At 60.0% G+C, this 18,081-nt stretch carries 16 protein-coding genes and 2 pseudogenes; 12 read left to right on the top strand and 6 right to left on the bottom strand.

Annotation, left to right across the window (positions count from 1 at the left end):
• The first annotated feature begins 30 nt into the window (after positions 1-30).
• From ASD36_RS11605 to ASD36_RS11565, 9 genes are all read left to right on the top strand, one after another.
• Complete coding sequence (locus ASD36_RS11605) at positions 31-918, top strand: branched-chain amino acid ABC transporter permease (protein WP_060510456.1); 888 nt, start codon at positions 31-33, stop codon at positions 916-918.
• A gap of 4 nt (positions 919-922) precedes the next feature.
• Positions 923-1,867 (top strand): branched-chain amino acid ABC transporter permease, encoded by a 945-nt coding sequence (locus tag ASD36_RS11600; RefSeq protein ID WP_082562750.1) that lies wholly within the window; start codon positions 923-925, stop codon positions 1,865-1,867.
• Entirely contained in the window at positions 1,864-2,652 is a 789-nt protein-coding gene (locus tag ASD36_RS11595) for an ABC transporter ATP-binding protein (protein ID WP_060510454.1), read from the top strand. Before ASD36_RS11600 ends, ASD36_RS11595 begins: the two co-directional genes overlap by 4 nt.
• A gap of 1 nt (position 2,653) precedes the next feature.
• A complete protein-coding gene (locus ASD36_RS11590; protein ID WP_060510452.1) occupies positions 2,654-3,382 on the top strand; it encodes an ABC transporter ATP-binding protein in 729 nt (242 codons plus the stop codon).
• On the top strand, positions 3,375-3,959 hold the full coding sequence (locus tag ASD36_RS11585; RefSeq protein ID WP_060510450.1) for a malonic semialdehyde reductase: 585 nt from the start codon (positions 3,375-3,377) through the stop codon (positions 3,957-3,959). The genes ASD36_RS11590 and ASD36_RS11585 overlap by 8 nt, the downstream gene beginning before the upstream one ends.
• Before the next feature lie 53 nt (positions 3,960-4,012).
• Positions 4,013-4,864 (top strand): fumarylacetoacetate hydrolase family protein, encoded by an 852-nt coding sequence (locus ASD36_RS11580; protein ID WP_060510449.1) that lies wholly within the window; start codon positions 4,013-4,015, stop codon positions 4,862-4,864.
• Between the two features lie 29 nt (positions 4,865-4,893).
• Entirely contained in the window at positions 4,894-5,784 is an 891-nt protein-coding gene (locus tag ASD36_RS11575; protein WP_060510447.1) for a VOC family protein, read from the top strand.
• Positions 5,785-5,812: 28 nt separating this feature from the next.
• Entirely contained in the window at positions 5,813-6,220 is a 408-nt protein-coding gene (locus ASD36_RS11570; protein ID WP_060510445.1) for a nuclear transport factor 2 family protein, read from the top strand.
• A 90-nt stretch (positions 6,221-6,310) separates the two neighbouring features.
• Complete coding sequence (locus ASD36_RS11565; protein WP_060510443.1) at positions 6,311-6,727, top strand: DoxX family protein; 417 nt, start codon at positions 6,311-6,313, stop codon at positions 6,725-6,727.
• Between the two features lie 81 nt (positions 6,728-6,808).
• On the opposite strand, the gene ASD36_RS11560 is transcribed toward ASD36_RS11565, so the two are convergent.
• Entirely contained in the window at positions 6,809-7,180 is a 372-nt protein-coding gene (locus ASD36_RS11560) for a helix-turn-helix domain-containing protein (RefSeq protein WP_060510442.1), read from the bottom strand.
• A gap of 110 nt (positions 7,181-7,290) precedes the next feature.
• On the opposite strand from ASD36_RS11560, the gene ASD36_RS11555 reads away from it, so the two are divergent.
• Positions 7,291-8,337: an LLM class flavin-dependent oxidoreductase gene (locus tag ASD36_RS11555; protein WP_060510439.1), complete on the top strand. Its 1,047-nt coding sequence runs from the start codon at positions 7,291-7,293 to the stop codon at positions 8,335-8,337.
• A gap of 10 nt (positions 8,338-8,347) precedes the next feature.
• Positions 8,348-9,022: an NAD(P)-binding domain-containing protein gene (locus ASD36_RS11550; RefSeq protein WP_060510437.1), complete on the top strand. Its 675-nt coding sequence runs from the start codon at positions 8,348-8,350 to the stop codon at positions 9,020-9,022.
• 67 nt (positions 9,023-9,089) lie between these two features.
• Here the strand turns inward: ASD36_RS11550 and ASD36_RS31345 are convergent.
• The 5 genes and pseudogenes from ASD36_RS31345 to ASD36_RS11530 all read right to left on the bottom strand — a co-directional run.
• Positions 9,090-9,233 (bottom strand): annotated as a pseudogene (locus tag ASD36_RS31345) (acyl-CoA thioesterase); the annotation flags it as partial.
• Between the two features lie 113 nt (positions 9,234-9,346).
• On the bottom strand, positions 9,347-9,736 hold the full coding sequence (locus ASD36_RS11545; RefSeq protein ID WP_112834506.1) for an acyl-CoA thioesterase: 390 nt from the start codon (positions 9,734-9,736) through the stop codon (positions 9,347-9,349).
• Positions 9,737-9,801: 65 nt separating this feature from the next.
• Complete coding sequence (scpA, locus tag ASD36_RS11540) at positions 9,802-11,943, bottom strand: methylmalonyl-CoA mutase (protein WP_060510433.1); 2,142 nt, start codon at positions 11,941-11,943, stop codon at positions 9,802-9,804.
• A 948-nt stretch (positions 11,944-12,891) separates the two neighbouring features.
• On the bottom strand, positions 12,892-14,895 hold the full coding sequence (locus tag ASD36_RS11535; RefSeq protein ID WP_060510431.1) for an acetyl/propionyl/methylcrotonyl-CoA carboxylase subunit alpha: 2,004 nt from the start codon (positions 14,893-14,895) through the stop codon (positions 12,892-12,894).
• A 76-nt stretch (positions 14,896-14,971) separates the two neighbouring features.
• Positions 14,972-16,469 (bottom strand): annotated as a pseudogene (locus ASD36_RS11530) (acyl-CoA carboxylase subunit beta).
• Between the two features lie 125 nt (positions 16,470-16,594).
• On the opposite strand from ASD36_RS11530, the gene ASD36_RS11525 reads away from it, so the two are divergent.
• On the top strand, positions 16,595-18,013 hold the full coding sequence (locus tag ASD36_RS11525) for an XRE family transcriptional regulator (RefSeq protein ID WP_060510429.1): 1,419 nt from the start codon (positions 16,595-16,597) through the stop codon (positions 18,011-18,013).
• The last annotated feature ends 68 nt before the right edge of the window (positions 18,014-18,081 follow it).

The raw sequence follows: 18,081 nt of genomic DNA, 5'->3' as shown, positions 1-18,081 counted from the left end.
GTCCGCCTCCCGGTCTGCTCGGAGGTTTCCATGAATTCGACGCTTATAATTCAATCTCTAATGGCGGGGCTGACCAACAGCTTCGTCTATGCCCTGATCGGCATCGGTATCGCAGTCATCTACCGTGGCACGCGCATCATCAACGCGATGCAGGGTGACTTTGCGGTTATTGGCGGCATGCTGACCGTATTCGGGTTGGTGTCGGCTGGCCTGCCTTATGTGTGGGCCTGTGCACTGGGTATCGCTGCCGGCGCGGCAAGCGGCCTTTTGATCGACGTGGTTTGTGTCCGCCCGATGATCCGGCGGCAGGCAGATGACGAAGCCTTCCTGCTTTTGACCATTGGGCTGGCTTTCACGATTTCGGCCGCGGTTCTCTACATCGGCGGGCGTGAAGCGCATCTTTTGCCAGGCATCGGCGGTAACGGAACGGTCGAAATTGCAGGGGCCTTCATGTCTGTACATGCAATTTTCTTGATCGCCATATCGCTGCTCGTCGTCTGTGGCCTGTGGCTCTTCTATCGAAAGACGATCGCCGGTCTGTCGATGATCGCAGCATCGGTCGATCCCGACGGGGCAACATCTATTGGCATCAATGTTGCAAGAATGCGCGGCTACACGTTCGTGCTGGGCGGTGCCATCGGGGCGCTGGCGGGAATTTTGGTCACGCCGCTGATCTCCGTCAGCTACCAGATGGGGCTTGGCCTGACGCTCAAGGGTTTTGCTGCAGCCATACTTGGCGGACTAACCAATCCGCTTGGCGCGGTGTTGGGCGGGCTGGTGATCGGTTTGAGCGAGTCACTTGCCGTGGTGGGCCTGTCGTCGGGCTACAAGGATGTCGTCGCGCTGACAATCATGCTGCTGATGATGGTGCTGATGCCGAATGGCCTGCTTGGCAAGGCCGGGCGTCGAGGAGGCTGATCCCATGACAAAAACAGTTTTGAATGGACGCCTCGCCTTTGCGGCGGTCATGCTTGTAGGGCTGATCCTGCCTGCAGTTTTCGAGCGCCACATGGTGGATCTTCTGGTCTATGCCGGGCTCTATACGATCGCTGGCCTGGGTGTCGGGCTGCTGCTTGGGCAATGCGGTATCGTCAATCTGGCGCAGGCTCTGTTTTACGGCATTGGCGCCTATGCGTCAGCCTATTCCACGGTCACGCTGGGATGGTCGCCATGGAGCGGTATTCTGCTTGGGATTGCGATCAGCGTCGCTGTCGCGCTCGTCATAGGTTTCCCGCTTCTGCGGCTGCACGGGTTCTTCCTCGCGCTTGCCACGCTTGCCGCGGGGACTATCGGAACGATCTTCTTTTTCGAGTGGGATTGGTTGACAGGCGGCACGCTTGGCATCGGTGGCCTGCCGCCGCTGTCGGTCCTGGGTTTCGAGTTCAACTCGCCGGCACGGTTCTACTATCTCGTTTGGGCAGTCGTCATAATCCTTCTGGTCTTGTCGAGCAATCTCGTCTCGGGCCGGCCAGGCCTGGCGATGCGCGCGCTTCGCGATTCCGCACCGGCAGCCGAAGTGATGGCGGTTAATATTCATGCAATCCGCACCAAGATTTTCGCGCTTAGCGCAGGACTTGGCGCGCTCGCCGGATCGCTCTTTGCGCACTATTCGACCTATGTCAGCGTGGAGAGTTTCACCGTGCAGCGTTCGATTGTCTTTCTGCTGATCCCGGTCATCGCAGGCGCGCGTTCAATCTGGGGAACCGTCGCCGGTGCGCTGTTCGTCACGTTCGTACCTGAGCTGCTCTCCGGCTTTGGCGACGCGCACCAGATGCTGTTCGGTATCATGCTGGTGCTGGTCGTGACGCTGATGCCTGACGGGTTGGCGGGTATACCCGCACGAGTAGCCAGGAGGTTTGCCCGATGAACACTGTCATGACACACGCTCCGGTGAAATCTCAACCATTGATGGCGCTCCGCGGTGTTGCGCATCAATTCGGCGGTCTGGTGGTGCTGCGCGATGTCTCCTTCACCGTTTCGCGAGGCAGGATCGCTGGCCTGATTGGCCCGAATGGATCGGGCAAGACAACTCTGTTCAACATTGCCTCGGGTTTTTTACGCCCGGCAAACGGACAGATCTTCATCGATGGCCGTGACATAACAGCGGCATCTGTGCAGGAGCGCAGCCGTCAGGGCTTGATCCGCACGTTTCAGACGCCGAAGGTGTTTCAGCACATGAGCGTGCGCGAAAACATCGAAATGGGTCTTTATGCGACAACCGGCGCGGGCTTCCTTGCCAGCATGCTGGCGACGCCCGGTGCCCGTGGTGAGCGCGCGCGGATCCGCCGTGATGCCCAGGAGGTGGGCGAGCGTTTCGGGTTGGGATCGCATTTGAATACGCGGGCCGGAGACCTGCCCGCAGGACAGCAGCGCATCGTCGAACTGGCGCGCGCATACATGACAAAACCGCGTGTCCTGTTGCTCGATGAGCCCTCATCAGGGCTCAGCAGTGACGAGGTTGAGCTTCTGCGCAACTGGGTTCGCACCCTGTCGAATGAGGGCATCACTGTCTTACTGGTCTCGCATGACATGGGGCTGATGAGCGTATGCGACACGGTGCATGCGCTTTATTTCGGCAAGATCATCGCAAGCGGCTCGATGGCGGCAATTCAGGCCGACCCGATGGTCCGCGAAGCCTATCTGGGAGGGTAGCATGGCTCTTGAAGTTGAGACTCTTGAAGCCGGCTATGGCCCGGTCCCGGTGTTGCGCGGCGTATCGATCCATGTTGCCGACAATGAAGCCGTTGCTATCGTCGGCGCTAACGGCGCGGGAAAAACGACGCTGGTGCGCGCGATCTGCGGGCTATCGCAGGCAACAGCGGGTCATATCCGTTTTCACGGCCAGACTATTACAGGCGATGCAGGCCACCGCCGGGGCGAGGCCGGCATAGCCGTGGTTCTGGAGACCCGCGGCCTGTTCGGTGAATTGACGGTTGCCGACAATCTACGCCTGGCTGAACACACGGGAAGGGGCGTAAAGCGTCCACAGGGTTTCCGGCCATTCACACTGGGCGATGTGTTCGAACTGTTTCCGATCGTGAAGGAAAAGCTTGCTACCCGCGTCGAGCTTCTTTCCGGAGGGCAGCAGCAGATGGTCGCGGTGGCACGGGCTTTGCTGCTGCAGCCGCGCCTGCTGGTGCTCGATGAGTTGACGACAGGCCTCGCGCCGAAGGTCGTGCAGGAAATCCTGTCGGTTCTCACTGCATTGCGCAGCCGTGGCATGAGCCTCCTCATCGTGGAGCAGAGCATCAAGCTTGCCGCGGCGATGACCGACCGCGCCTACGTCATGTCGCTGGGACGGGTGGTGCACGAAGTCGGACACGGGGAATGGGAAAGCACGATGTCGAACGACGCAATCTCGAAGGCGTATCTCCATGGCTGATATCGACTTTCTGGACCGGGTTTTTCACTCGGCACGCACATACGCCAACTGGCTGGATAAGGCGGTGTCGCCGGAGTTGTTAAGTCAGGTCTATGATCTCGTCAAAATGGCGCCGACGAGTGTCAACTGCATGCCCGCGCGGTTTGTCTTCCTAAGTTCGCCGGAGGCAAAGGCGCGCCTTTTGCCGGCTTTGGTGGCTGCGAACGTTGAAAAAGCCCGCGCTGCTCCGGTGACTGTGATCGTGGCGAGCGACACCCGCTTCTACGAAAGAATACCGCATCTGTTTCATCATCGGCCAGAAGCAATGCAGCCATTCGTGGACAATGCGGAACTTGCCGAAACGACCGCGTTCCGCAATTCCACGCTGCAAGGCGGCTATTTCATTCTGGCCGCGCGGGCGGTCGGGCTCGACTGTGGGCCAATGTCGGGGTTCGATCATGCGATGGTCGATGCCGAATTTTTCGCGGACGGGCGCCTGCGCAGCAACTTTCTCGTGAACCTTGGATATGGCGACGAAAGCATGTCCTTCCCGCGCTTGCCCCGCCTGTCCGTAGACGAAGCTTGCACCTTTCTTTGAAGGCGCACCTCAAAACCATCGCCGGATTTCCGGCATCGTGAAAGGAACGACCTATGCGTTACATGAGTTATGAGAGAGATGGCAGTGCGGGTACCGCAGTCCTGGTGGAGGGGACATGGCGGGATCTCGGAGCTGTCAGCCTTTTGACGTTGATCCAGTCCGGCCGGAACCTTGCCGCGCTTGAAAATAATCCCTCGCTTCCTCAGATCGATATTGCGTCTGTAAAGCGCGCACCGGTAATCGCCCGCCCGCCGAAGATCATTTGCGTTGGGCTGAACTATCTCGATCACGCCGCCGAAAGCCCTTACAAGGATACGCCAACCTATCCAGCGGTCTTTCCCCGTTTCGCCACGAGCCTGATCGCCGACGGCGATCCAATCCTGCGTCCACTTATCTCGGAAGAGCTTGATTTCGAGGGGGAACTCGTCGTCGTCATAGGCAAGGATGGCCGGCACATTTCCAAGGCGGCGGCCCTTGATCACGTCGCGGGCTATTCGATCTTCAATGAAGCATCGATCCGCGACTATCAGTTCAAATCTCCGCAATGGACTGTGGGAAAGAATTTCGACAATACCGGCGCCTTTGGCCCCCAGTTCGTCACGGCAGATGAACTCCCGCCCGGCGGTGCCGGCCTCAAGATCGAGACACGCCTCAATGGTGTCGTGGTTCAGAGCGGCAACACTGCCGACATGATTTTTCCGGTGGCTGAATTGATTTCGACGCTGAGTGAAGCCTTCACCCTGGAAGCCGGTGATGTGATCGTCACGGGAACGCCGGCCGGTATCGGCTGGGCACGCAAGCCACCCTTGTTCATGAAGGACGGCGATGTCTGCGAGGTCGAAATCGAAGGTATCGGCCTGCTTAGAAACCCAATCCGCAATGAAAAAGCTGCCATCGCAGCTTGATAGACGCGTCAAAGTTGGAGGAGTAACAAATGAGCGCACTGGTGCATCGCTTGGGCTACATAGCCCTTAACGTCCGCGATATGGATGCGGCTGTCCGGGATGCGGAAGGCATCGCCGGCGTACGATTGGTAAAGTCCAGTCCCGACCGTACGTTGTTGACGTCCAATCAACGCCACGCCGAACTCATCTACTACCGATCGTCCGCTGATGAGGTCCGCAGCATCGGACTTGAGGCCAACGATGCGGCTTGTGTTGCGGAAGTGGCCAGGCGTGTTCGCCAAAGGGGATTGCGTATTCTCAGCGAAACGCCGTCGCTCGACGTTATCTCCAACTCCGTGACATTTGCGACCAGCGAGGGCCATATTTTCGAGGTTCATACCCCGATGCCGCTCGACCAGCCGGTACGCTACATGTGCGGCGGCATTCATCCCCGGTGCATCGACCACGTCAATCTGACGTCGTCTGACCCAAAGACAATCACGGAAGAGCTGGTTGACGTTCTTGGTATGAAACTATCAGAGCGTTCGACCGGTTATGAACTGAACTGGTTGCGCGCGGGAGACAACCGGCATCATACCGTGGGTCTGGTCAAGGGAAAGCCCGGCCTTCATCACTACAGCTGGGAGTTCTCGGATTTCAGCGATTTCAAGCGTCTGGGCGACATGCTTGATGCCGATGACAGATGCCTCGTTTGGGGCCCTGGCCGCCACGGAGCCGGCGATAATCTGTTCACCTACTATGTAGATACCGGCGGCTTCCTGGTCGAATGCACCGCTGAAATGGAATTGATGCCGCTGACGGCCGAAGCGCGCGTCGTTGAAGTGGGTGAGAATCTTTCGAACCCGAAGGTCGTGAACCGCTGGGGTGCACCTCCTCCGCAGGCGTGGATCCATCACCATTCCGCATTCATGAAACTCTGACCGAAACCACAAGAGATCGGGAAACGAGATGAAAGACGAAGTCGCACAGCTTATCCGAACACTGGAACAGGCGCGTTATGACGCAATGATCACTGCGGATACCGCCGCGCTCGACGAGCTTCTGGCGCCGGAGCTGATTTACACTCATTCGAACGGAGAAAGGGACAGCAAAGGTTCCTATCTCGATCGGGTCCGGGCTGCGCACTTCGTCTATCACTCGATCTCTCACAGCGTCGAAGATGTGATTGTCTATCCCCAGGCAGCTGTCGTCACGGGCATCATGCGTGCTGATGTGACTGTTGCTGGCCAACGAAGGCAATTGAACAATAACAATCTGGCTGTCTGGACAAGGAGTGAAGGGCGATGGTGCCTGTCGGCTTATCAGCCGACGCCGATCTCAGGTGTATCATCGCCTGCTGCACCTTCGAGCACGTAGGCTAAACTCACATTTCAATCGATACCCGGTCCGGGCGTATTCCGCTATGCCGCCTGGTCGGCGCCTTTTAATATGGAGCGAACTGGCATCATGACCCCACAATGGATTACCGATCTTCTCGGGTCTCGCAGCGTGCATCTGCTTGCCCGCATCCTGCTGACATGCACATTCTGGGTCAGTGGAACAACCAAGCTCCTCCACTTTGGCGACGCCGTCGCCGAGGTGACCGCACTCGGGCTTCCCATGCCGTTTCTCATCGCGAGCCTGACTATTTTCGTTCAGCTGGCGGGTGCTGCGCTTGTTATCCATGGCGGGCAATTTGTCTGGCTTGGCGCTGGCGCGCTTGGGGTCTTTACGGGCATGGCGATCATCCTCGTACATCCGTTCTGGGTGTTCGACAGCCCAAACGCCGCACTCAACATCGCGATAGCGACCGAGCACGTGTCTGTCATCGGAGGCCTGGTGCTGGCATCGATCCTGGCGCGGCGGCCCGTTCAGGCCCGTTGACCCATTCATCAGGCCACGGGCTCTCTGCGGCTGAAGTCGTCGCCCGTTGATCTATGGAGAGCAGCGCCCTGGGCGCGAAACTCAAGGAACACTATTGTCGTCAAAGCGGCGCTGGGCTTCGCTGATGCGCAGTTCGTGTTCAATCGCCCAATGCCCAAGCTGCTCGATCGGCGCGCGGAGCGAGTGGCCAAGGTCTGTGAGTTCATATTCCACGCGCGGCGGAATTGTCGGAAATACGGTGCGGCGGACCAGGCCGTCCCGTTCCATGCCTCTGAGGGTCAGGGTGAGCATGCGTTGCGATATCGTGCCGATCGCTCGTTTTACCTCGTTGAAACGGCGCGGCCCGTCGCGCAGCGCCATGACGATCAGGACGCTCCATTTATCTCCCACCCGCGCGAGGATCTGACGCACGGGCCGGCATGTTTCCAGCAGCCCATTGTCTTGCGGTAACATCGATGTGCCTCCTTGTGCAATTCGTATCGGTCACAATATTAGGCCTAGTTACGATAATATACCACACGCAAGCAAGACCCTGACTATGTTTGCGACAAGGAGTGAAGCACATGGAAATTGGCGTTTACAGCTTCGGCGATGTCCAGAGGGATCCCGCCACGGGAAAGCTCGGTTCGACGGCGCAAGCCACCCGTAATCTGCTCGAAGCCATCCAGCTTGCCGACCAGGTGGGCCTGGACTATTTCGGGATCGGCGAGCACCACACCTACGAGATGCCGGCATCTGCTGCTACCGTCGTGCTGGGAGCCGCGGCATCGATGACGAAGAACATCAAGCTGGGTAGTGCGGTAACGGTTCTCAGCACTGATGATCCCGTGCGGGTCTATCAGCAATTTGCGACGCTGGATGCGTTGTCGAACGGGCGCGCTGAAATCACCGCCGGCCGGGGTTCCTCAACTGAATCGTTCCCGCTCTTTGGCCATAGTTTGAACGACTATGACGAACTCTTTGCGGAGAAGCTTGATCTGCTGCTTGAGGTCAACGAGAAGGAAAGCATCACCTGGAGCGGTAAATTCCGTCCGGCGTTGAATGACGCCCTCATCGTGCCGCGTCCTGACGCAGGGTCGTTGCCGATCTGGCTGGCCACAGGCGGCAACCCGCATTCGTCGGTTCGCGCGGCCTTGCTCGGCCTGCCGGTTGCTTATGCGATCATTGGTGGGCAAGCCGCACGTTTTGCACCCCTTGCCGATCTGTATCGCCGTGCAGCCGAGCAGGCAGCCATCCCCGGCGCACCGGTCAAGATCTCGATCGCCAGTCCCGGTTTCATTGGCGATGACGCTGCCAAGGCCAAGGACCTCTGGTGGACACATTGGCATGCAGCCATGAGCTCGCTGGGTGCGATCCGCGGCTTTGCAGCGCCACAGCGTCCGCATTTTGACCAGGACGCCAATGGCGGCGGAGCATTGTTCGTCGGCAGCGCCATCGAGATCGCCGAACGCGTTGTCAACCTGCATAGGAGCGTTGGCCATATGCGCCAGTTCTTCCAGATGGACCTGGGCCAGCTGCCGCAGAAGGACTTCCTGCGTTCGATCGAACTGCTCGGTACTCAAGTCAAGCCGCTGGTGGATGCCGAGTTGGGCATCGCCAAGCCTCAGTAAGGGGGAATACATGCGAAACGACGACGTAAAGACGATTGGCATCTTGGGCGCGGGGCGCGTTGGCACCGCGCTTGCGCGCCGTGCCGTTGCGGCAGGCTTCGATGTCAGGATTGCCACGTCAAAGCCGGCGGCCGACATTGCGTTCTTGCTTGAAATCATGACGCCCGGCGCAAAGGCAGATCAGGCGGAGACGGCGATCTCGGCCGCCGATATCATCATTCTTGCTTTGCCTCTGTCCAAGTATCGGGCTCTGCGGCCGGAGCTGTTTGCGGGGAAAATCGTGATTGATGCCATGAACTACTGGGCGCCAACCGACGGAATTCTGCCGGAGTTTGAAGCAACCTCTTCCAGCAGCGAGGTCATACAGGCTTATCTGCCCGATGCCCGGCTGGTCCGCAGCTTCAATCATATGGGCTATCACGAAATCGACGAGGAGGCGCGGTCGCCGGGTGATCCGGACCGGCGCGCTCTGGCGCTCGCGGGTAATGATCCGCAGGCCCGGCGTGTTGTTGCAGATTTCGTCGATCGCTTGGGCTTCGACCCGGTCGATGCTGGCACGCTTGCCGCCAGCCGTAATTTTGCCGGAGGCACGCCGATCTTCGGGGCAAAGCTCGGCCGCAGTGAGATGCAGTCGCTTTTGGAGGGCAAGGCACGTGCGTTGTCCACAGCAGGCAGCGATGCCTGACGGTTTCCGGCCGGTCTCAAGACCGTGCCATACTGTGGTTGCAGCATACCGAACCGTGTTGACACACGGTTAATCTGGATGCGCAGGAAAAAGCGACCCGATCAAGGAGATTGAGCAGCGCTCCGCCATGACCCTTGCCGCTGAAATTCGCCATGTCCGGTGTCATCAAGACGACCATTTCGAGCTCTCTCGTGTCGTGACCGGATTCCAAGATGACCTCCCTGCTTTATCCGCGGTGTTATAGAATGCCTCTCTCAATCGGCCCTTGAAGCCGTGTTCGCTGTTCGAACGCAACTTCATCCGTGGAAGGCGGATTCATGCTCGCTATCCCGCTTCCGGAACCGCCTTCGGCCGGCCGTCATCGTCCAGCGCCACCATCACAAAAATGGCGTCCGTCACTTTGTCGATCTGGTCGGAGAGATACCGGCGAGCCCAGGCCTCGACCTTGAGATTCATCGAGGTGCGGCCAACTGCGACAACGTCCGTGTAGATGCAGAGCGTATCGCCGATCTTGACCGGCAGTGCGAAAGCCATTTCCTTGACGGCGGCCGTTACCACACGGCCCCGGGCACGCTCGGCCGCCCTTATGCCACAGGACAAGTCCATCTGAGCCATAACCCATCCGCCGAAAATGTCGCCAGCAGCATTGGCATCTCCCGGCATGGCTAATGTGCGCAGGGTCAGTTCCCCGTTTGGTCTTGTAGAAGGCGGCACGTGTTCGTTCTCCGATCGTCACGATGAAAGGAAGCGGTTCATATTGGCTTTTTCTGCGGGTCGCCTCAGGCGTTGCGCAATTTGCCTTCGAGCAAGTCGATGACAGCGCGGCCGGCTTCCATGACGTTGGTTCCCGGGCCAAAGACGGCGGCGACGCCGTGGTCGAGCAGGAACTGGTAATCCTGGCGGGGCACGACGCCGCCGACGACGACGACGATATCCGCCGCACCCTTGGCCTTCAGCGCTTCGATCAGTTGCGGCGCAAGCGTCTTGTGACCAGCGGCGAGCGACGACATGCCGACGATATGCACCTTTGCCGCGACTGCCATGTCGGCCGCTTCCTCCGGCGTCTGGAACAAGGGACCAGCGAGTACCTCGAAACCGATATCGCCAAAGGCCGAGGCGATGATCTTGGCGCCACGGTCATGGCCGTCCTGACCGAGCTTGGCCACCATGATTTTCGGCTTGCGGCCGGTCGATTTGGAGAAGCCGGAAAGCCGGGCGGACAGCGTCGCCAGTTCCGGCTCGTCCTTGTAGGCATTACCGTAGATGTCGCTGACCACGTCCGGCACGGCGCTGTGATCGCCGAACACGACGCGCATCGCATCGGAGATTTCGCCGACGGTGGCGCGGGCGCGGGCGGCCGCGACGGCGGCTTCGAGAATATTACCTTCGCCGGTGCGGGCAATGGCCGTCAGCGCCGCCAGCGCCGCGTTCACTTCAGCCGTATCGCGCCGTCTGCGCGTTTCCTCGATGCGGCCGATCTGGGCGGTGCGAACGGCGGCATTGTCGATGTCAAGAATGTCGAGGTCGTCCTCGGTCTCCAGCCGGTACTTGTTGACCCCGACGATCACCTCTTCGCCCTTGTCGACAGCGGCCTGGCGCCGGGTGGCGGCTTCCTCGATCAGTCGCTTGGGCAGGCCATCGGCGACGGCTTTCGTCATGCCACCGAGTGCTTCCACCTCTTCCATCAATGCCCAGGCTTTATCGGCCAACTCGGCCGTCAGGCTTTCGACATAATAGGAACCGGCCAGAGGATCGACGACCTTGGTGACGCCGGTCTCGTGCTGAAGGATCAATTGCGTGTTGCGGGCGATGCGCGAGGAGAATTCCGTCGGCAGCGCGATCGCCTCGTCGAAGGAATTGGTGTGCAGCGACTGGGTGCCGCCCAGCACCGCCGACATCGCCTCAAACGCGGTGCGGATGATGTTGTTGTAGGGATCCTGCTCCTGCAACGACACGCCGGACGTCTGGCAATGGGTTCGCAGCATCAGCGAGGACTGCTTCTTCGGATGGAAGCCTTCCATGATGCGGGTCCAGAGCAGGCGGGCGGCGCGCAGTTTGGCGGCTTCCATGAAGAAGTTCATGCCGATGGCAAAGAAGAACGACAGGCGGCCGGCGAATTCGTCGACGCTCAATCCCTTGGCGATGGCGGCGCGGACATATTCGCGGCCGTCGGCGAGCGTGAAGGCCAACTCCTGTACCAGCGTCGCGCCTGCCTCCTGCATGTGGTAGCCGGAGATTGAGATGGAGTTGAACTTCGGCATTTCGCGCGCCGTATAGTCGATGATATCGGCAACGATCCGCATCGAGGGTTCCGGCGGATAGATATAGGTGTTGCGGACCATGAACTCCTTGAGGATGTCGTTCTGGATCGTGCCGGACAGCTGCGCGCGCGGCACGCCCTGTTCTTCGCCGGCAACGATGAACGAGGCCAGGATCGGGATGACGGCGCCATTCATGGTCATCGACACCGAGATCTTTTCGAGCGGAATACCGTCGAACAGGATCTTCATGTCCTCGACGGAATCGATCGCCACGCCGGCCTTGCCGACATCGCCGACGACGCGCGGATGGTCACTGTCATAGCCACGATGGGTGGCGAGATCGAAGGCGACGGAGACACCTTGCTGGCCGCTCGCCAGCGCCTTGCGATAAAACGCGTTCGAGGCCTCCGCGGTTGAGAAGCCGGCATATTGCCGGATCGTCCAGGGCCGCCCGGCATACATGGTGGCGCGTGGGCCGCGGGTGAATGGGGCAAGGCCGGGCAGCGAACCGAGATGACCGGCGGCTTCCAGATCAGCCTCGGTATAGAGCGGCTTGACAGCGATGCCTTCGGGCGTCTGCCAGGTAAGGCTGTCGGGCGAGGCTTTGAGCTCGCGTTCGGCAAGGGCTGCCCAGTCGGCGAGGGTTTTGTTATCGGACATGGGAAAGTCTCCTTGCATCGATCGAACGTACACCCTCCCCTTGAGGGCGAGGGTTGGCACGCAGTGCCGGGGTGGGGTGACGCTTCAAACGTCCCTGACCATCACCCCCACCCGCCGCTTTGCGGCGACCTCCCCCCTCAAGGGGGAGGTGGAAGTCTGCCTCAACTGCCGTTAGCCACGCGCGCGATCCGCGCCGTGGGGCTGCTGCAACGACACTCGGACGGGGCGCTGGAAGCTGCCGCGAGAGAGTAGAAGAGATGGCACCTTTCAGCACCCCGTTCAGCGGTTTATGCCTGCGACTGGGGTCTCTCTGAGGTGGCTCGCTAGAATGGTGTTCGTGTAACCCGATGGAGCCCGGCCGAACCAATTTATCGGCAACGCTCCACCCGGCCGCCGCCGGTGCCTCCGATGTCCTCGTCCTCGGGTTAAATCCGAGACATAGAAGAGGAATCGGACGGACTTTTGATGCGTCCGGCGAAACCATTCCGTTTGCCACCCTGTGTGCCGCACAGGCACGCCCGGCGCGCTCTTTCGGGCATCGGAAGCAGGAGGGTCGATCCGTAACCTGTCCGCTTCTCCCGTGTCGCCGGAGGGAGACCATTTTCCGCAGACCCCCGATGCCAGGATTTGCGTCATCCCCTTGCACCAGGCGCCGGTCCCGCCTGACTGCCACGCCTGGCAGCGTATCCGATGGCGGGATGGACACAGGATGACACGGATGCTCTGGGCGGGGATGAAAGACCATTCGATTTCTCTGAAGCCGTTGTTTTCGTTCACGGTGACGGGAATTTATATGCCCGGCCGCCAACATAATTCAGGGGCGGCAGGGTAGGTTCGGAGTTTGTGGCTCCCCCTCATCCGGCCCTTCGGGCCACCTTCTCCCCGTTGGGGAGAAGAGGGAGCATGCCGCGGCCTTCGACCCAGCAACGCATATTGCCGGCGCGGCCATTATTCGAACTCCATGATCAGCTCGTCAACGGCGAGACTGGCGCCTGCGGCAACAGCCACGCGCTTGACGGTGCCACGGCGTTCGGCGCGCAGGATATTCTCCATCTTCATGGCTTCGACCGTTGCCAGCGCCTGGCCGGCTTCCACGGTCTCGCCCGCAACAACCGTGACGGCAGTGATGACGCCGGGCATCGGGCAGAGCAGCATTTTCGATGTATCCGGCGGCAGCTTTTTCGGCATCAGCCGCGCCAGCCCGGCAACACGCGGGCTGCGCACATGGGCGGTGATATCGATGCCGCGCCAGCGCAGACGAATGCCGGTGCCAACAAGATCAATCTTCACGCCCATTACGGTGCCATCGATATTGAAATTGGCGTGGCTGCGGCCGGGTGTCCAGTCGCCGGCAGCGGTGAGGGCGCTGCCATCGGCCAGCAGGGCGTAAGCGCCGTCGGCGGAGGTGTCGAGCGTTACGGCATGCTCCTGCCCGGCAAACGTGACGGCCCAGTCCTTGCCGATCACCCGGCGATGATTGCCGATGGTGCCGGAAATCTGCGCGGCCCGCTCCTGCAGGGCCTGATGCACCAGGGTCGCGACGGCGGCCAGTTTCTGCGCGGACGCCACATCCGGCTCGACACCGTGGAAGCCGTCCGGAAATTCCTCGGCGATGAAGGCCGTGGTAATCTTACCGGAGCGGAACCGCTCGTGCTGCATGACCGCCGAGAGGAACGGCAGGTTATGGCCGATGCCCTCGACCTCGAAATTGTCGAGTGCGGCGCTCATCGCGTCAATGGCGGTGAGGCGATCAGGAGCCCAGGTGCAGAGCTTGGCGACCATCGGGTCGTAATACATCGAGATCTCGCCGCCTTCGAAGACGCCTGTATCGTTACGCACGACCGTGCCGTCGGCCGCCATGCCTTCAGCCGGCGGCCGGTAGCGGGAGAGACGGCCGATCGACGGCAGGAAGTTGCGGTAAGGGTCTTCTGCGTAAAGCCGGCTTTCGATCGCCCAGCCGTTGAGTTTGATGTCGTCCTGGTCGAAAGCCAGCTTTTCACCCGACGCGACACGGATCATCTGCTCGACCAGATCGATGCCGGTGATCAGTTCGGTGACGGGATGCTCGACTTGCAGGCGGGTGTTCATTTCGAGGAAGTAGAAGTTGCGGTCGCCATCGACGATGAACTCGACGGTTCCGGCCGAATGATATCCGACCGCCTTGGACAATGCCACGGCCTGCTCGCCCATGGCGCGGCGGGTGGCCGCGTCGAGGAACGGTGACGGGGCTTCTTCGATAACCTTCTGGTTTCGCCGTTGGATCGAGCATTCGCGCTCGCCGAGGTAAAGAACGGTGCCATGCTTGTCGCCGAGCACCTGGATTTCGATATGACGCGGCTGGGTGACGAACTTTTCGATGAAGATGCGGTCGTCGCCGAACGATGCCTTCGCTTCGTTCTTCGAGGACTGGAATCCTTCGCGGGCTTCCGCATCGTTCCAGGCGATCCGCATGCCCTTGCCGCCGCCACCGGCCGATGCCTTGATCATCACCGGATAACCGATCGCGGCGGAAATCTTAACCGCCTCTTCGGCATCGGCGATCAGGCCCATATGGCCGGGTACGGTGGAGACGCCGGCCTCAGCCGCCAGCTTCTTCGACGTGATCTTGTCGCCCATCGCCTCAATGGCGCCAACCGGCGGACCGACGAAGGCGACGCCGGCCTTTTCCAGCGCCTGTGCAAAGGCGGCGTTCTCCGAGAGGAAACCGTAGCCGGGGTGGACCGCGTCGGCGCCTGTCTTCCTGATCGCCTCGAGGATCTTGTCGATGACGATATAGGACTGGTTCGACGGCGAAGGCCCGATATGCACGGCCTCGTCGGCCATCGAGACATGCAGCGCACCGGCATCCGCGTCCGAATAGACCGCAACCGTCTTGATGCCCATCTTACGCGCCGTCTTGATCACCCGGCAGGCAATCTCGCCGCGATTGGCAATGAGGATTTTCGAAATCATTTTCTTCTCGATCTATTCAATTTTTGCTCTTGTTTCCGTCATCCCCGGTTTGGTTGGAGGATGGATTGCGCCAACACTATAGCGGTATCGTATCGTGTTTTCGCCATAGTTGTTCCTTGCGTTTGCCCCTGAGCGAAGCAAAGGCGCGGGCGATGCGGCGGCGCGACGAGTGGGGCATGATGACCTCGTCGATGAAGCCACGCTCGGCGGCGACGAAGGGGTTGGCGAAGCGTTCCTCGTATTCTTTCGTCCGGGCGGCGATCTTGTCGGCGTCGCCAAGCTCGGAGCGGTAGAGGATTTCGGTCGCGCCCTTGGCGCCCATCACGGCGATCTCGGCGGTCGGCCAGGCATAGTTGATGTCGGCGCCGATATGTTTCGACGCCATCACGTCATAGGCACCGCCATAGGCCTTTCGCGTGATCAGGGTCACCATCGGCACGGTTGCCTGGCTGTAGGCGAACAGAAGCTTGGCGCCATGCTTGATGACGCCGCCATATTCCTGCGCCACGCCGGGCAGGAAGCCGGGAACGTCGACCAGCGTCAGGATCGGGATCGAGAAGGCATCGCAGAAGCGGACGAAGCGGGCTGCCTTGCGGGAACTGTCGATATCAAGGCAGCCGGCCAGCACCATCGGCTGGTTGGCGATGATGCCGACGCTCTCACCTTCCAGCCGGATGAAGCCGGTGATGATGTTCCTGGCAAAGGCCTCCTGCAGCTCGAAGAAATCGCCTTCATCGGCAATCGCATGAATGAGCTCCTTCATGTCGTAGGGTTTGGCCGAACTGTCAGGGATCAGCGTGTCCAGCCGGTTTTCGAGGCGGGCCGGATCGTCGTGGAAGGGACGGACCGGCGGCTTTTCGCGGTTGTTCAGCGGCAGGAAATCAAACAGCAGCCGGACCTGTTCCAGCGTTTCGATATCGTTTTCATAGGCCGCATCGGCGACCGAGGATTTTTTCGTGTGCGTGCCGGCGCCACCAAGTTCTTCAGCGGTGACGATCTCGTTGGTGACGGTTTTCACCACATCCGGGCCGGTGACGAACATGTAGGATGAGTCGCGCACCATGAAGATGAAGTCGGTCATGGCCGGCGAATAAACGGCACCACCGGCGCAGGGACCCATGATGACGGAAATCTGCGGGATGACGCCGGACGCTTCGGCATTGCGGCGGAACACTTCGGCATAGCCGGCAAGCGAGGCGACGCCTTCCTGGATGCGGGCGCCGCCGGAATCGTTGAGGCCAATCACCGGCGCGCCGTTGCGCACCGCCATGTCCATGATCTTGCGGATCTTCTGGGCGTGGGTCTCGGACAGCGAGCCACCAAGGACGGTGAAATCCTGGGAAAAGACATAGACCTCCATCGCCCGCCACCTTCTGCTCGGCCATGCCGAAATCGACGGCGCGGTGGGTGACATACATGTCGTATTCTTCAAACGAGCCCTCGTCGAGCAGCACCTCGATCCGCTCGCGCGCCGTCAGCTTGCCCTTGGCATGCTGGGCATCGATACGCTTCTGTCCGCCGCCAAGACGCGCCTCGGCGCGGCGAACGCCAAGCTGGTCAAGTATTGAACGCATTATCACTCCATCCACGTGCTTCGACATGAACATTCATACGTGTTTGGCCCTTTCGAGAAAATGGTTGATCGGGCGGCATTGCTTAATATAGAATTTTGCAAACTAAAATTTGCGAAAGTGCAAACATGGTGATGCGGAAGCTCTTTATCGGCCGGAAAATCCGGTCTCTGCGTGAAGGCCTCAAGGCCACTCAGAGCCAATTTGCAGACCGGATCGGTATTTCAACAAGCTATCTCAATCAGATCGAAAACAATCAGAGGCCGGTTTCGGCCGCTGTGCTTGTCGCCCTGGTCGATAAGTTTCAGATAGATTTGAGCGAACTTTCGGCAGGCGAAGGGGACCGGTTGTTGTCGGCCCTTTCGGAAGCGCTGACTGATCCCCTGTTCGGATCCTATACGCCAAATCTGCAGGAGCTTAAACTCATCACCCAGAACGCCCCGTCTCTGGCGCATGCCCTGGTCCGGGCGCACCAGGCGTATCGGCGAAACAGCGAGCAGCTGGCGAGCCTCAATGACAGCATGGGCCGATCGACGCTCGCTGCGGAAGCGACGCCATACGAAGAGGTCCGGGACTTCTTTCATTTCGTCGACAACTACATTCATGACCTGGATGTGCAGGCGGAGGAGCTGGCAGGCGAGCTTGGGCTCGAGCACGATGACCGCCATGCGGTCCTGACCAACTATCTTCAAAGGGTGCACAATGTAAAAGTCGTCCGGGCCGAGCCTGGGCGGGACATCCTGCGCCATTTCGATCCGAAGACACGGATTTTGTCTCTTAACGCATATATTCCGGCGACCAGCCGCGACTTTCAGCTGGCTCTGCAAATTGCGCAGCTGCAGGCCGCGGAAACTGTCGACAAGGTGGCCAAGACCGGCAACTTCCGGACCAAGGAAGCGGCGGACATCTGTCGCATCGGGCTTCACAACTATTTTGCCGGTGCCTTGCTGTTGCCTTACAGAGGGTTCCAGTCCGCTGCGAACCTGTTGCGCCACGATCTCGAACTTCTGGCGTCGCGTTTCGGTGCGAGTCTGGAGCAAGTCTGCCACCGGCTCAGCACATTACAGCGTCCGGGCGAAAAGGGCGTCCCGGTCTTCTTCGCGCGGGTCGACAGGGCGGGAAACATTACCAAGCGGCATAGCGCGACAAAACTGCAGTTTGCCAGATTTGGGGCGGCCTGCCCGCTGTGGAATGTCCACCAGGCGTTCGAGGCGCATGGCCGTATCATCAGGCAACTGGCGGAAACGCCGGACGGCGTCCGCTATCTGTGTCTTGCGACGCAGATCACCAAGGGCGGGGGCGGTTTCAATAGCTCATTGCCGCAATACGCCATCGCGTTTGGATGCGAAATCTCCTACGCCTCTGCTTTCGTCTATGCGGACGACCTTGATCTTTCAAATCGCTCGAGCTTTGATCCCATCGGGATTTCATGCCGTATCTGCGAGAGGACGCAGTGTTTTCAGCGCGCTGTCCCACCTCTCATGAGAAAACTCCATGTCGATCACGATGTGCGGACGGTTCTTCCCTACAGTATCGGCGACAATTGACGCTGATCCTCCGGCGGCTTTCAGGTTGGAGGGCTGTAACTTTCGCGTGGCGAAAGGACAGCCCCTGC

This window comes from Rhizobium sp. Root1334 (assembly GCF_001426665.1).
GTDB lineage: Bacteria > Pseudomonadota > Alphaproteobacteria > Rhizobiales > Rhizobiaceae > Pararhizobium.
This window is presented reverse-complemented; position numbering and strand designations above follow the sequence as displayed.

What these genes read in the sequence shown, in the direction of transcription:
- ASD36_RS11605 (WP_060510456.1), top strand. Translation starts at nt 31, where the DNA reads ATGAATTCGACGCTTATAATTCAATCTCTAATGGCGGGGCTGACCAAC.
- ASD36_RS11600 (WP_082562750.1), top strand. Translation starts at nt 923, where the DNA reads ATGACAAAAACAGTTTTGAATGGACGCCTCGCCTTTGCGGCGGTCATG.
- ASD36_RS11595 (WP_060510454.1), top strand. Translation starts at nt 1,864, where the DNA reads ATGAACACTGTCATGACACACGCTCCGGTGAAATCTCAACCATTGATG.
- ASD36_RS11590 (WP_060510452.1), top strand. Translation starts at nt 2,654, where the DNA reads ATGGCTCTTGAAGTTGAGACTCTTGAAGCCGGCTATGGCCCGGTCCCG.
- ASD36_RS11585 (WP_060510450.1), top strand. Translation starts at nt 3,375, where the DNA reads ATGGCTGATATCGACTTTCTGGACCGGGTTTTTCACTCGGCACGCACA.
- ASD36_RS11580 (WP_060510449.1), top strand. Translation starts at nt 4,013, where the DNA reads ATGCGTTACATGAGTTATGAGAGAGATGGCAGTGCGGGTACCGCAGTC.
- ASD36_RS11575 (WP_060510447.1), top strand. Translation starts at nt 4,894, where the DNA reads ATGAGCGCACTGGTGCATCGCTTGGGCTACATAGCCCTTAACGTCCGC.
- ASD36_RS11570 (WP_060510445.1), top strand. Translation starts at nt 5,813, where the DNA reads ATGAAAGACGAAGTCGCACAGCTTATCCGAACACTGGAACAGGCGCGT.
- ASD36_RS11565 (WP_060510443.1), top strand. Translation starts at nt 6,311, where the DNA reads ATGACCCCACAATGGATTACCGATCTTCTCGGGTCTCGCAGCGTGCAT.
- ASD36_RS11560 (WP_060510442.1), bottom strand. Translation starts at nt 7,180, where the DNA reads ATGTTACCGCAAGACAATGGGCTGCTGGAAACATGCCGGCCCGTGCGT.
- ASD36_RS11555 (WP_060510439.1), top strand. Translation starts at nt 7,291, where the DNA reads ATGGAAATTGGCGTTTACAGCTTCGGCGATGTCCAGAGGGATCCCGCC.
- ASD36_RS11550 (WP_060510437.1), top strand. Translation starts at nt 8,348, where the DNA reads ATGCGAAACGACGACGTAAAGACGATTGGCATCTTGGGCGCGGGGCGC.
- scpA (WP_060510433.1), bottom strand. Translation starts at nt 11,943, where the DNA reads ATGTCCGATAACAAAACCCTCGCCGACTGGGCAGCCCTTGCCGAACGC.
- ASD36_RS11535 (WP_060510431.1), bottom strand. Translation starts at nt 14,895, where the DNA reads ATGATTTCGAAAATCCTCATTGCCAATCGCGGCGAGATTGCCTGCCGG.
- ASD36_RS11525 (WP_060510429.1), top strand. Translation starts at nt 16,595, where the DNA reads ATGGTGATGCGGAAGCTCTTTATCGGCCGGAAAATCCGGTCTCTGCGT.